Below are 13,457 nucleotides of genomic sequence, written 5' to 3' on the forward strand. Positions count from 1 at the left end.
AAAAGCGAACGCCTGTGGCTGAACCGCGTCGTCGCCGGCTACGGCTCGAACGGCTGTCTCAGGGCCAGAGACCGCGGTGTTCGTGAGCGGCCGCGACGCGCTTGAGCGCGACCATGTAGGCGGCGTCGCGCCACGTCACGTCGTTTTCTTCGACCTGCTCGCGGACTGCGTCCCACGCGCTGAGCATCTCGGATTCGAGTTCGTCGTGGACGCGTTCGAGCGACCACGAGCGGTGGTTGAGGTCCTGGAGCCACTCGAAGTAGCTCACGGTGACGCCGCCGGCGTTGGCGAGGATGTCGGGGACGACCGGGATGTCGCGCTGTTCGAAGACTTCGCCAGCGGCCGAGGTGGTCGGGCCGTTGGCACCCTCGACGATGAGGCTCGCCTGCACGTCGTTTGCGTTTTCGGCGGTCAGGACGTTGCCGATGGCCGCAGGGATGAGCACGTCAACGTCGAGTTCGAGGAGTTCCTCGTTGGAGAGCTTCTGCGGTGCGTCGTACTTCATGACGGCCTCAGGCTCTTCTTCGTGGGTCGGCACGTCGTGCGTGTCGAGACCGTCGGGGTCGTAGATGGCTCCGTTCACGTCGGAGACGGCGACGACCGTCGCGCCGTAATCGTCGAGGAGGCGCGCGGCGGGCGCACCGACGGAACCGAATCCTTGCACGGCGACGGTGGTGTCTTCGATGTCCCAGCCGTGGTAGTCGATTGCCTCGCGGGCGATGATGGCGACAGAGCGGCCGGGCGCGGTGTCACGACCCTTGCTTCCGCCGACGACCGGCGGCTTGCCCGTCACGACGCCAGCCTGCGTCTCGCCTTCCTGCATCGAGTAGGCGTCCATGAACCACGCCATCGTCTGTGCGTCCGTACCCATGTCGGGCGCGGGGATGTCCTTCGTGGGACCGATGAACGGACGGAGTTCTTCGGCGAAGCGTCGGGTGAGACGCTCTTTCTCGTCGGTCGAGAGGTCCTTGGGGTTGACGACGATGCCGCCTTTGCCGCCGCCGAAGGGGATGTCCATCACGGCGCACTTCCACGTCATCCACATCGAGAGACCGATACACTCGTCTTCGGTCACGTCGGGGTGGAACCGGAGGCCGCCCTTGTAAGGGCCGCGCACGCTGTCGTGCTGGGCGCGGTAGCCGGTGTACACGGCGGTCGAGCCGTCGTCACGTTCGAGCGGGACCGAAACACGGTGAACCTGGTTTGGGTGGCGCAGGCGCTCGATGACGCCGGGGTCCACGTCGAGGTGTTCCGCCGCGCGTTCGAGCTGTCGGCGGGCCGTTTCGAGGGCTGTCTCTTCCGTCGGTTCGTCGTCCGTCTCGGTGGATGGTGCTGCGGATGCCATAGTGCATTCGTGCCGGCCACGTGCCGGCGGAGCCGGTTTGACAGGGGGTACTGCCTCGCGCGACCTCCGACCGCCATCGGGGGCTGTCAGAGTGCGCTTTCGCATGCCTCGACTGTCGGTAATTATAATGGTTGTTATCTGGTTTCGCTCGGGGCAATAGTTGTCACACCGCGTAAGTCCGGGTTCGACCGGCACGATTTTATCACGGTCTTACACATTCTCGACTATGACCGGTCTGTACTACGAGGAGTTCGAGGTCGGCCAGACCATCGAACACGAAAAGCGTCGCACCGTCTCCGAGTCGGACAACCAGCAGTTCTGCGACATGACGATGAACCAGCAACCGCTCCACCTCGACGCCGAGTTCGCGTCCGAGACGCAGTTCGGCGAGCGGTTAGTCAACGGGCTGTACACGATGAGTCTCGCCGTCGGTCTCTCGATTCCCGACACGACCGACGGAACCATCGTGGCGAATCTGAGCTACGACGACGTGTCGCATCCGAACCCGGTGTTTCACGGCGACACGCTCCGCGCGCAGACGACCGTCCTCGACAAGCGCGAGACCTCAGACGGCGACCGCGGCGTCGTGACGATGCACGTCGAAGTGTTCAATCAGGACGACGACCTCGTCTGTGAGTTCGAGCGCACGGCCCTGTCGCTGAAGAAAGCGCACGCTGACGTAGCGTAGGCACCGTCGCCTCCAACCCGGACGCCCGCTCGTCCCACCCTCGCTACCCGTACCGCTTTCTTTCTCGCGTCGCTACGTCGGCTATGGACTTCGACGGGTTTGCGTCTCGTCTCTCCGAGTTCGCCGCTCGCGCACCCGCGCCGACGGCCGTCGCGCGAGTCGGTCTCGGAGCGATGGTGTTCGCCGCTGGCGTTCACAAACTTCTCGACCCGCTCGCGTGGTCGGCCTACGTCACAGACTGGCTCGCGCCGTTTCTCGTCGTCTCGCCCGTCGCGTTCATGCTCGTCAACGGCGTCCTCGAAGTCGGCTTCGGCGCGGCCATCGTCGCGGACCGATACACCAGTGTTGCGAGCGCCGTCGCGGCCGTCTCGCTCACGGTGACGTGTCTCTATCTCGCGGTCGTCTTCGTCGTCGAAGGCGGTCTGTTCGGCGACGTGCTCGCCCGCGACGTCGGTCTCGCCGGACTCGCGTGGGCCGTGCTCGTCGATTCGCTTCGAGGCAGAAATTATAGGTGAATAGACACGATACGGTGAGAGGTCCATGTCGTTTCTCTCTCGGTCTCGACGGCGCGCACTGCAGACGCTCGGCGGAGTCGCCACGATGGCGCTTTGCGGATGTACTGGTGCACCCAACCCCTTCCAAGCGCCGTCGGCGCGTATCGCAGAAGTTCAACTCCTCAATACCGACGCCGCAGTCCACCGGTTCGGACTCCGAATCGAGACGGACGAGACCGTGACGTACGAACGGACGCACGTCGTCGCTCCAGCGAGGAAAGTCGGCACCGACGAGACCGTGACATCGGGCGACAGTTCCACGAACGACTCGGTGACGGCTGAGCCAGTTCCCGTCGTCTCTGACGGACTCCCGGCCGAGCGCGGGCGGCAAACCGTCTCCGTCGAAGTCGTGGGAGAAGGCGAACACGAGTCGGTCACGTACGAAGACGAGGCGTGCTACAGCGTCGTCGTCGAATATCAGTCGGGCACGCTCAACTTCTTTTCGTCCCGTGGGGACGACAAGTGCCCGGATTCCCAGTCGTAAGCGCCACCGTCCCGAACTACCTGACTGTCGTCGCAAGGATGAGTTGGACGTTCATCAGCCCCGCGACGCCCCACGGCACGGCGACGCCGATTGGAATCGACGCGCGATATCGCGCCGGCAGGGTCGTCCACGCACCGACGGCGACCGCGACGACGACGAGTTTCAAAAAGAGCAACGACCCGACCGCACCGAGGGTCGGCATCAGTGCGAGAACGACCGGATTCAGCTCCGTCAACCCCTGTCCGAGTCCGTACAGCGTGGTCAACACGTCGAGCGCGAACGCCAACATGGTCACGCCCCAGAGGGCGTGGTCACCGCTCACCGCATTCGACAGCGTCGCTTGGAACCCCCGGAACCGGGGAATCTCGTGGCTCATGATAGGACACCGACGAACGAGCGGTCCCGCCGACCGGGAACGTCTCGGCCCTCGATACGAGCCATTGAGTCGGGACACTCCTCAGTACGAACTGCTTAGGTCACTTATCGAGACATTATCCGGCCGAAAAACTGAGAATTAACGTCCAGTCGTCCAGAAAGACACGAATCCGAACTATTCAAAAGTGCGAGACATTTGGGCTTCGAGACGGGTCCGGACCGGTACGATTCCGTCGGTGGGAACTCGGCCGGTCCGTCAGGTCCCGTTCAGAGGACAGTGCCGTGTTTCTTGTCCGGGAGCGACTTGTCCACGTCGGCGTAGAACTCGAAGCGGTTGACGAGTTCGTCGCGGAGACTCGACGGCGGGACGATTTCGTCGATGACGACTTCGCTCGCCATCCGGTGGGCGTCGATGTCCTCGCGGTACTCCTCGCGGAGTTCGGCTTCGCGCTGTTTGCGCGCTTCGGGGTCGTCGATTGCGTCGAGTTTGTTCGCGTAGACGGCGTTGATAGCCGCTTCGGGACCCATGATACCGATTTCGCCCGACGGAAGCGCGATGACGCTGTCGGGGTCGTAGGCGGGACCACCCATCGCGTAGATACCCGCGCCGTAGGCCTTGCGGACGATGACGGTCTGTTTGGGGACCGTCGCCGACGACGTGGCGTAGATGAACTTCTTGCCCTTTTCGAGAATCGCGTCTTTTTCGACTTGCGACCCGGCCATAAAGCCCGGCGTGTCACAGAGGTAGAGCAGTGGAATCTCGTAGGCGTCGCAGGTCCAGATGAACTCTGCGGCCTTCTCGGCGGCGTCGGGGAAGATCGCGCCCGAGCGCTCTGTCGGCTGGTTGGCGACGATACCGACCGGCCGACCGTCGATGCGGGCGAACGCGGTGACGATTTCTTTCCCGTAGTCGGGTTTCAGTTCGAACACCGATTCGGCGTCTACGACGCGCTCGATGAGGTCGTGGGCGTCGTAGGGGCGGTTCGGCGACTCGGGAATGAGTTCGTCGATGCCGCCGGGAGAGAGCCGCGGCGGTTTCGGGTCGGACCGCGGCGGCTTCTCGCCCGCCTTATCGGGCAGATACGTGATGAGTTGCGAGACGAGTTCGCGGGCGTGTTCTTCGTCGCGGGCGACGAGGTCGGCGCTACCGGACTCTTGGGCGTGCATCTGTGCGCCGCCGAGGTCCTGCATGGAAATCTCCTCGCCGGTCACCATCTTCACCATACGCGGCGAGGCGATGGCCATCGCGGACATGCCTTCGACCATTATGGTGAAGTCTGCGAAGACCGGGGTGTAGGCGGCACCTGCGATACACGGCCCGTAGAGGACGCAAATCTGCGGTACGTAGCCCGAGAGCATCGAGTGGTTGTAGTAGTACTTCCCGATACCTTCGCGGTTGGCGAAGAAGCCGGTTTGTTGGTCGATGCGGCCGCCGGAGGAGTCCATCAGGTACAACACCGGCTTGCCGGTCTTGAGCGCCCGCTGTTGCATGCGCAGGAACTTCTCGACGCCGCGGCGGGCCATCGACCCGGCCTTGACGGTGAAGTCGTTGGCCATGAAGTGCAGGTCGCGGCCCTCGAACTCCGCGGCACCGGTAAGAAGTCCGTCGCCCGGCAGACGGTTGTTCGGGTCCGCTTCGTCAACCTCGGGCGAGTCCTCGTGCCACGAGTCGAAGTTGGCGAACTTGCCGTCTTCGAACTTCAGGCCCTCGGGGAACCAGTGGTCGAGGCGGTCGCGGACGAACAACTTCCCCGACTCGGGAAGGCGGTCTTTGTACTTCTGCGGGCCACCGCTGAGGATGTCGGCGATTTCCTCGCGGAGCTTTGCTTCCCGTTCTGTCGGACTCACCTCGTCGTCGTCGAGTGGGAAGGCGTCTGCGGGCGGTTCGGCGTTCGCCACGGACTCGTCGCCGTCGCCGACGAAGACGTTCACGTCGGTTCCGAGGTGCCGAGCCAGCGCGCTTGCGATGGCTTCGGCCTCGTCACCGGTCGCGCCGTCGCCGATTCTGACCTTCATACACTGGGATGTATCACCGGATTCAAAATGGTTTTCCATGTATGTTTCGGCGAACGAACCGAGCGTACGGGTCTCTACAGACCACGTTCGACCGTCGAAAAGAGCCGTCTCGGAGTTCAGTCGAGTGCCGCTTCGAGTTTCGTCACGAGGTCGGTGTTGCCGATGTAGAGCGGCGTGCGCGCGTGGAGTTCGTCCTTGTCAACGTCCAGAAGCGACTTCGTGCCGTCGGAGGTGGCCCCGCCAGCCGTCTCGATAACGTAGCCGATTGGGTAGCCTTCGAACTGTACGCGGAGTTTGCCCTCCGGAGCCGACTGAAGCGTCGGGTAACTGAAGATGCCGCCGTAGGTGAGAATCTGATTTACGTCGCCGATCATCGACCCGCCGTAGCGGAGTTTTCGGGACGCGTCTTGTTCGACCTCGCGGGCGAACGCTTCGAAATCGTCGGTCCAGTCGGGAACGCGGCCACCGAACCCGTAGACAGTTCCGTCTTCGGGGAGTGTGATGTCCTCGCGGACGAGTTCGTAGCTCGAATCGTCGTAGACGACGTACTCGTTGACGGTGCCGTCGCGGGCGACAATCATCGTCATGACAGGCCCGTAGAGGACGTAGCCGGCGGCGACGAGGTCGCGGCCGTGCGCCGGAAGCGGCCCGTCGTAGACGGCGAAGATGGTCCCCATGGTGTTGTTCGGTTTGAGGTTTGACGAGCCGTCGAGCGGGTCGAGTGCGACAGAAAGCGACCCGTTCCCCACGTCGATGGACTCGGCTCGTTCCTCGCTCGCGTACTCGCCGACGCCTTCGAGCGCGCCGATACGTTCACACAGTAGGTCGTCGGCGAACACGTCTGCGGCCATCTGCGTCTCGCCGCTTGGGTTCTCCTCTTCGGCCGCGACGCGGCGGCCCGGCAGTCCCGTCCGAATCTCGGGTGCGGTGCTCGCAATGACATCGACGACCTCGTCGATGGTCCGAATTTCGCGCGCCGTGTCGGCGGTGTTGATGTCTTTGGTTGCCATCACAGACACCTCTCGTCGGGTCCGCGGGAGGTGCGCGCCACGGTCCCACCGAGGTAGGAACCGAGACCGAGGGCTGTCGAAGGCGGAGAGTCCGTTTGCGGGGATGTGACGGACGTGTCGAAGCCGGACATCATCTGGTTCATGATGGTGTAACCCAATATATAAAAACTACGTCTATCGGGAACGAGTGATTGTGCCGGATTTTGCGTTTATGGAGTCCCTAACCAAATATTACGGCAATTTATGCAATGAATAGAACTTACTACACATATAGTAAATCTTCGGGTCCTATGAACGCACTTCGGCGAGTCCCCCGCTTTCCGAGTGCGCAGTCTTTCACGTCGATTACGTCGTGCCGCGTTCCATCTTCCCTGTCCCAACCCGTTATTCGCGCTTGCTCGGATTCGAGGTCTCGTTTTTGCCTCGCTTCTGCCCGCTGACTTTCCCCGCTGATTCCGCCCGTTGACCGCTTCACTCCATCGCGTCGAGCGCCTGCGATTTCCACGCGTTCACGACTGTCGGGTCGATTTGGAGCGCGTCGGCGACGTGTTCCGGGTCCGCGGTGGCGAGTCGTCGGACCGATCGGACGCCCGCCTCGGCGAGGAGGTCGGCGTCGTCGGCGTCGATTCCGTCGAGCGTCGTCACCGGTTCCGGTTTCGACCGCTCGCGCCACGCGGCCTCGGCGGCGAGCGCGTCTCCAGAGCCGTCGGCGGACGCGCCCGATTGAGTTTCAGCCCCCCCGCGCGGCGTCCAGTCGCCCCCTCGATTCGGACTGTTGCCCCGCGATTCGTCGGGTCCGCTCGGCGTCCAATCGCCCGATTGCGTCGGTGAATCGTCGTTTGTCGCGTCCGCTCCCGAGGGTTCCCAGTCGCCCTCGCGGTCCGGACCGCGCGACACCGAAGCCTGCCCGGTCGGTGTCCAATCGCCCGAGGTGTCGTCCTCGTCGTCGGTTCCCCAGTCGCCGGAACTCGCGGCGACCCACTCTCGTTCGTCGTCGCCCAAGCCGCGGACCTGCGAGGACCGGCGGTCTAAGTCCTCACCAGAGCCGAACGACCACGAAAGCGAGTGCCAGCGCCGAATCTTCGCCGCGACGCCGGGATTGACGTCCGCCTCGACGAGGTCGCGGTAGCACACGTCCCCATCGACGATTGCGCCCGCATCGATGTTCGACGCGGACAGCGACTCGGCCGTCGCCGGGCCGATGTACTTCAGGTCCTCCAACGCGGTCGGTACCGCGTCGGGCGCGTCGTACGGCCGCGGACTGAGGAGGTGTTCGATTGCCTCGTCGGTGTCCGTCGGGAGGTCGTCGTGTTCGGTGATGTACGCTTGATAGCTCGATACGGGGAGCCGTAGTTCGGAGCCACCGGTGGCGTCGTCGCCATTCGTTGGCGCACTGTCGTCGCCATCGTCTCCGTCCGGCGCACTGTCGTCGCCATCGTCTCCGTCCGGCGCACTGTCGTCGCCATCGTCTCCGTCCGGCGCACTGTCGTCCCCCTCGGATAGCCGCGCGTCGGTCGGGTTCGACTCCTCGTCGGCGTCGGTTAGGTGATCCTGCACGTCCCCCGTTCCCCCTTCAGCGCCGCCTTCGTCTCGTTTGCCCGTCTCATTCGTGCCAGTCACCGTTGCATATCTCCATTTCGGCCCCGAACTTGAGCGTTTCCGTGATAGTCACGAGTTTGTCACGATTCTCGTCGCTTCGGCAAGTTTTACCTCACCACCTTGCGCAGTGGCCCACATGCACGGTACGAACGAGATTGACACGGTGGGCGTTGTCGGTGCTGGAACGATGGGTAACGGAATCGCACAGGTCGCGGCGATGGCAGGCTACGACGTGGTCATGCGCGACCTCCAAGCCGAGTACGTCGAAAACGGACTCGAATCCATCGCGGACAGTCTCTCGCGGTTCGTCTCGAAAGACAAACTCAGCGAGAGCGAAGCCGAGGCGACGAAAGACCGCATCACAGGCACGACCGAACTGGACGACCTCGCCGACTGCGACCTCGTCGTCGAGGCGGCCGTCGAAAACATGGACATCAAGCGCGACATCTTCGCCGACCTCGACGATATCGTCCCCGAGGGCGTCGTCCTTGCGACGAACACGAGTACGCTCTCGATTACGACAATCGCGGCCGCGACGGAGCGGCCCGAACTGGTCGTCGGCCTGCACTTCATGAACCCCGTCCCCATCATGAAGGGCGTCGAAGTCGTCCGCGGCGAGAAGACCGACCCCGAAGTGGTCGAGTTCGCCCACGAGTTCTCCGAGGACCTCGGCAAGGAGACGTGGGAGTCCGACGACAAGCCCGGATTCGTCACCAACCGCATCCTGATGCCGTGGCTCAACGAGGGCATTCGCGCCTACGACGAGGGTGTCGCCTCGAAAGAGGACATCGACCGCGGGATGACCCTCGGCACGAACGTCCCGATGGGACCGCTCACGCTCGCCGACCACATCGGTCTCGACATCTGTCTGGACGCCTCCGAGACGCTCTTCGAGGAACTCGGCGATCGATACAAGCCCGCGTACCTGCTCAAGCGCAAAGTCGCCGCCGGCGACCTCGGTAAGAAGACCGGGAAGGGCTTCTACGAGTACGACTAATCCGGTCGCGGCGAGGCGACACGCGACCAGTTCAATTTTCGACGCTTACGACTTCGATTTCTCTCGGGCGCGCATCACGCCGGCGACGACCACGCTAACAAGGAAGAACAGACCGCCCACCCCGGCTAGTGCGGCCGCCAGCCCGGCCACCACCTCGGAACTGCCGGTGCCAGCGCCCGCGGCGGCGGTGAGGAGCGCGCCGAACAGGAAGATGGCGGCGACGAAGCCGCCGACGAAGAGCACGAAGGTCGGCGAGAGGTAGTCGTCTGCGGGCACACCGGTTCTTTCACCGCCGAAATACCAAACTGTTTGCCCGCGACTCGAACGCCTATCAGTTCTGAAACCCCGCGCGAACCCTTTTATGCCGTCCCGCGTGAAGGTCTGGCAATGATAACGGTCGAGAACTTGCGAAAAGCCTACGGCGACTTTCCCGCCGTCGTGGGAAGCGACTTCGCGGTCGAGTCGGGCGAGGTGTTCGGCATCGTCGGCCCAAACGGTGCGGGAAAGACGACGACGCTGAAGATGCTCGCCGGTCTCGTCGAACCGACCGCCGGCACGGCGTCGGTCCTCGGCTTCGACCCCGAGGACCCCGAGATGCGACGCAAACTCGGCTTCCTCCCGGAGGAATCGCCGCTCTACGAGGACATGACGCCGCGGTCGTATCTTCGTTTCTTCGCGGACCTGTACGACGTACCCCGCGATGTGGCCGACGAGCGAACCAGCCGAGTGCTCGACCGCCTCGACCTCGAATACCGAGACAGACGCATCGGCGACATGTCCAAGGGGATGAAACGCAAGGTCGCAATCGCCCGCTCGCTCGTCAACGACCCCGATTTGCTCATCTACGACGAACCCGCGAGCGGTCTCGACCCGCTGACGACGAACGTCGTGCTCGACTTCGTTCAAGAACTCCGCGACGAGGACAAGACCGTCGTGTTCAGCGCTCACAACTTGTTTCACGTCGAATCCATCTGCGACCGTGTGGTCATCATGAACCGCGGCGAAATCATCGCCCGCGGGACGGTCCCCGAGATACGTGCGAAACACGGCGAGACGACCTACCGCGTCTACACGACCGTCTCGCTCCCGCAGACCGAAACCGAAACCGGTCCCGACGGCGAGCGCCACGTCGCGGTCGTCGATGACATGGCGGCCGTCGAATCGCTCCGCGAAACGGCCGAAGCGGCGGGTGGCCGCGTCGCCGACATCCGAACCGACGAGGCGTCGCTAGAAGACATCTTCCTCCGACTCGCCGCCGACGCGCCGACGAAGAGCACCGTTGAAGGAGGTCGCGGGCGCTCGTGACCGACGAACCCTCTACCGACGGCGACTCGTCCAGCGACCGCGACGGAATTCGGGCGCGACTGGCCCATCTCTGGACGCAACTCGTCGCACACGCCCGCGCCGTAACCAGAATCGCCCGCTGGGAGGTGTCGCGCTCGGCCGGGACGGTTGACCGCCGCACCGCCGTTCTCGGACTCGTCGCTCTCGTCGTCGCCGGTGGAATCGCCGCTGGAGCGGCGGGCGGCGGCGTCGCCCTCGACCGCGACCTCTACCGAGTCGGCATCGCCGCCGATAGCCCGTATTACGACGCAGTCGAGCAGTCGCCGACGCTCGACCCGCGACCGATCTCCGACGCGAACGTCGAACTCATCGTCACCGAACGACACGTCTCAGTCGCCGACACGCGGACCGGTGACGCGGCCTACGGGGCGTTCCGCGACGCGGTCGAATCGTACAACGAACGACAGATGCTCGCCGAGGAGAACGAATCCGCGGCGTTCCCCGTCGTCGTCACGCTCCAGTACCGAGAGCGCGGTGCACTCGTTCCCGCAGGGAGTCGCGTCGATGGCGGGTCGGGAGGCGCGGGCACTGCAGGTGACTCCGCCGGCCCGTCGGGTACTGACGGAGCGGGCGAGAGCGATTCGCCAGCCGACACGACGACCGGCGACGGTTCGGTCGGAACCGGTCCGAGCGCGTCCGATGCGGCGGCCGCAGACGACGGCGAAGTCGGCGCACCCCCGCTCGGCGGCGCGGCAAGTCTCTTCGGCGGCGACACGAGCGGTTCGCCCGCGAACATCAACCCGCCGTTTCCCTTCGCGTCGCTCGTCCTCGCGTTCGCCTTTCTCGTGCCGATGAACTTCGTGATTCAGGCCTACGGGTCGAGCATCCTCAACGAGCGAATTAATCGGCGCGGCGAACTTCTGTTGGTCGCACCCGTCTCGCCGGGTGATATCGTCGCCGGAAAGACGCTCCCGTATCTGCTCGGCACGGTCGCAATCACCACCGTCATCGCGGCGGCCGTCGGCGGTGGTCTCGTCTCCATCGCGGCCGTCGTCCCGGTCGGACTCCTGTTTCTCTCCGCGACGTTCGTCGGCGCGATGTTCGCCCGCTCGTTCAAAGAACTCACGTTCGTCACGGTGACTGTCTCGGTCTTCTTGACGACCTACACGTTCGTTCCGGCCATCTTCACGAACGTCACGCCAATCGCGCTCATCTCGCCGCTGACGCTCGTCGTCCGCGACTTGGGCGGCGGGTCAATCCCACTCGGTGAGTTCGCCTTCTCGGTCGCTCCGATTCTCCTCGCCGCGGTCGTGTTGTTCCTCCTCGGCACCGGCGTCTACCGCGAAGAAGACATGTTCACCCAGCGGTCGGTCCCGCTCAAGTTCCTCGACGCGCTCGACAGTCGCATCTCGCGCCCGCGTTCCGTCGCGTCGCTGTCGGCGCTGTCGATTCCGTTCGTCTTCATCGCCGAACTCCTCGCTATCGCCGTGTTGTTCATCCTCCCAATCGACGTGACCGTCCCGCTCGTCCTCGTCGCGGTCGCGGTCGTCGAAGAATTCGCAAAGAGCCTTCACGTCTACGCGGCCTTCGAGAAGGGCCGATTCGCGCGGACGATTCGAACGTCGCTCGTCCTCGGCGGACTGTCGGGTCTCGGCTTCTTCGTGGGCGAGAAGTTCACCGCCATCGCACAAATCGCCGGACTGCAATCGCTGACGCTCGGACAGACCGCGTTCGCGCCCGCCGGTATCGGCCTCGCCGACTCCGCAGGGGTGGTCCCGCTCGTCGCGGTCGGCTTGCTCCTCGCACCGCTCGTGCTTCACGCCGTAACGGCGAGCGTCACCGCGCTGGGCGCAAGCCGAAGTAAATCCGCCTACGCCCTCTCGCTCGTCGGCGCGATTGCGATTCACCTCGTCTACAACCTTCAGGTGGTGTCGTTCCTTGGGTAGTCCGCGATTCACCATCGCTCGGCGCGAACTCGACAGTTTACGAAAGGAGAAAACCATCGTGTTGGCGCTGGCGATTCAGCTCTTCGTGGCGGCGTTTTCATCGTTCCTCGTCGTCGGTCTCGTCTCCCTGTACGACCCCGGCGCGGCGAGCTATCAGGTCGATGTCGCCATCGCCGGCGACGAAGACGCTGTTGACGACTTATTACGCGCCGTCGGCTCCGAATCCGGACTCAACGGACGCATCTACACGTCTCAATCCACCGCGATGACGGCCTTCGAAGAACGGCAGGTCGATGCCGTCTTACGGGCATCGACGGGCGAAGACGGGCGCATACAGGTCGCCGCGGTCGCGCCTGATACCGGCGTGGAGACGACCGCAGTCGTCGTTAGACTCCGTGGCGCGCTCCGCGAACTGGAACGAACCGAGCGCGCCGAGCGGAGTCCGTTCCTCTCCACCACGCCGCTTCCCGTGCCGACAGCAATCGAGTCGAGTCCGTATTTCGGCTTTACCTACACGGTGCTCGTCCCGCTTTTGTTGTTCTTGCCCGTGTTCATCTCCGGGTCGCTCGTCGTAGACTCGCTGACCGAAGAGGTCGCCCGCGGGACGCTCGAACTGCTTCGGGTTGCACCAGTGAGTTTCTCGACCGTCGTCGATGGAAAACTCCTCGCCGCGGGCGGGTTAGCCCCGATTCAGGCGGTCGCGTGGATGTTCTTGCTCCAACTGAATGGGACCGCCATCGCCAACCTGCCGTGGCTGTTCGGAATGGTCGCCGGGCTCTCGGCTGTGGTCGTCACGCTCGGCGCGACCGTCGCAATCACGGCACCCGACCGCCGCACGTCGCAACTGCTCTACTCGCTCGGCGTGTTGCTCGTCTTCGCCGGAACGTCGCTCCTACCGCTCAACCCTGCGAACTCGGCGGCGAAGTTGGCACTCGGAACCGCAGGCGTCGGCCCGCGGGCGGCCGTTCTTGGTCTCGTCGGAGTCGGTCTCGTCGGACTCGTCGGGTTGCGAGTCGTCGTCTCCCGGGTTGACCCGAACGAACTCGGATAACGGCACTCTGCGGGCGGAGATAGCTTCGTGGTTCCGACCCACGTTCTCGATTGCTTTCGCGCAGGCAACTGAGGCCGCTTGCCACCGGAACGCGTACATGTCCGGAGT

Annotated in this window: 13 protein-coding genes; 7 read left to right on the forward strand and 6 right to left on the reverse strand. The window is 64.2% G+C overall.

Annotation, left to right across the window (positions count from 1 at the left end; translation table 11 throughout):
• Positions 1–58: 58 nt before the first annotated feature.
• Positions 59–1,345, reverse strand: coding sequence for a glutamate dehydrogenase GdhB (gene gdhB / locus C440_RS01395; protein ID WP_008317535.1), 1,287 nt, complete (start codon positions 1,343–1,345; stop codon positions 59–61).
• Between the two features lie 196 nt (positions 1,346–1,541).
• Here gdhB and C440_RS01400 point away from each other — a divergent pair, with 196 nt between their 5' ends.
• The 3 genes from C440_RS01400 to C440_RS01410 all read left to right on the forward strand — a co-directional run bounded on the left by C440_RS01400 (position 1,542) and on the right by C440_RS01410 (position 3,071).
• Complete coding sequence (locus C440_RS01400; protein ID WP_338035384.1) at positions 1,542–2,033, forward strand: MaoC family dehydratase; 492 nt, start codon at positions 1,542–1,544, stop codon at positions 2,031–2,033.
• Between the two features lie 83 nt (positions 2,034–2,116).
• The gene (locus C440_RS01405; RefSeq protein ID WP_008317538.1) at positions 2,117–2,548 is read left to right on the forward strand and encodes a DoxX family membrane protein; all 432 of its coding nucleotides are present in this window, start codon (positions 2,117–2,119) and stop codon (positions 2,546–2,548) included.
• Positions 2,549–2,573: 25 nt separating this feature from the next.
• The gene (locus tag C440_RS01410) at positions 2,574–3,071 is read left to right on the forward strand and encodes a hypothetical protein (RefSeq protein WP_008317540.1); all 498 of its coding nucleotides are present in this window, start codon (positions 2,574–2,576) and stop codon (positions 3,069–3,071) included.
• Between the two features lie 16 nt (positions 3,072–3,087).
• Here the strand turns inward: C440_RS01410 and C440_RS01415 are convergent, their stop codons facing one another.
• The 4 genes from C440_RS01415 to C440_RS01430 form a co-directional block, all read right to left on the reverse strand.
• Positions 3,088–3,447: a DUF5658 family protein gene (locus C440_RS01415; protein WP_008317542.1), complete on the reverse strand. Its 360-nt coding sequence runs from the start codon at positions 3,445–3,447 to the stop codon at positions 3,088–3,090.
• A 266-nt stretch (positions 3,448–3,713) separates the two neighbouring features.
• Positions 3,714–5,462, reverse strand: coding sequence for an acyl-CoA carboxylase subunit beta (locus C440_RS01420; RefSeq protein WP_008317544.1), 1,749 nt, complete (start codon positions 5,460–5,462; stop codon positions 3,714–3,716).
• Positions 5,463–5,578: 116 nt separating this feature from the next.
• Positions 5,579–6,472: a class 1 fructose-bisphosphatase gene (locus C440_RS01425; protein WP_008317547.1), complete on the reverse strand. Its 894-nt coding sequence runs from the start codon at positions 6,470–6,472 to the stop codon at positions 5,579–5,581.
• A gap of 471 nt (positions 6,473–6,943) precedes the next feature.
• Complete coding sequence (locus C440_RS01430) at positions 6,944–8,092, reverse strand: DUF7409 domain-containing protein (RefSeq protein ID WP_008317549.1); 1,149 nt, start codon at positions 8,090–8,092, stop codon at positions 6,944–6,946.
• A gap of 115 nt (positions 8,093–8,207) precedes the next feature.
• Here C440_RS01430 and C440_RS01435 point away from each other — a divergent pair, with 115 nt between their 5' ends.
• The gene (locus C440_RS01435; protein WP_008317551.1) at positions 8,208–9,068 is read left to right on the forward strand and encodes a 3-hydroxyacyl-CoA dehydrogenase family protein; all 861 of its coding nucleotides are present in this window, start codon (positions 8,208–8,210) and stop codon (positions 9,066–9,068) included.
• A 45-nt stretch (positions 9,069–9,113) separates the two neighbouring features.
• On the opposite strand, the gene C440_RS01440 is transcribed toward C440_RS01435, so the two are convergent.
• Positions 9,114–9,344: a hypothetical protein gene (locus tag C440_RS01440; protein WP_008317553.1), complete on the reverse strand. Its 231-nt coding sequence runs from the start codon at positions 9,342–9,344 to the stop codon at positions 9,114–9,116.
• A gap of 111 nt (positions 9,345–9,455) precedes the next feature.
• Here C440_RS01440 and C440_RS01445 point away from each other — a divergent pair, with 111 nt between their 5' ends.
• The 3 genes from C440_RS01445 to C440_RS01455 are packed head-to-tail and all read left to right on the forward strand — an operon-like array spanning position 9,456 to position 13,349.
• Positions 9,456–10,373, forward strand: a complete 918-nt coding sequence (locus C440_RS01445) for an ABC transporter ATP-binding protein (protein ID WP_008317554.1) — start codon at positions 9,456–9,458, stop codon at positions 10,371–10,373.
• A 47-nt stretch (positions 10,374–10,420) separates the two neighbouring features.
• Entirely contained in the window at positions 10,421–12,298 is a 1,878-nt protein-coding gene (locus C440_RS01450; RefSeq protein WP_394324851.1) for an ABC transporter permease family protein, read from the forward strand.
• Entirely contained in the window at positions 12,291–13,349 is a 1,059-nt protein-coding gene (locus C440_RS01455) for an ABC transporter permease (protein WP_008317557.1), read from the forward strand. The genes C440_RS01450 and C440_RS01455 overlap by 8 nt, the downstream gene beginning before the upstream one ends.
• Positions 13,350–13,457: the final 108 nt, after the last annotated feature.

The organism is Haloferax mucosum ATCC BAA-1512, assembly GCF_000337815.1.
GTDB lineage: Archaea > Halobacteriota > Halobacteria > Halobacteriales > Haloferacaceae > Haloferax > Haloferax mucosum.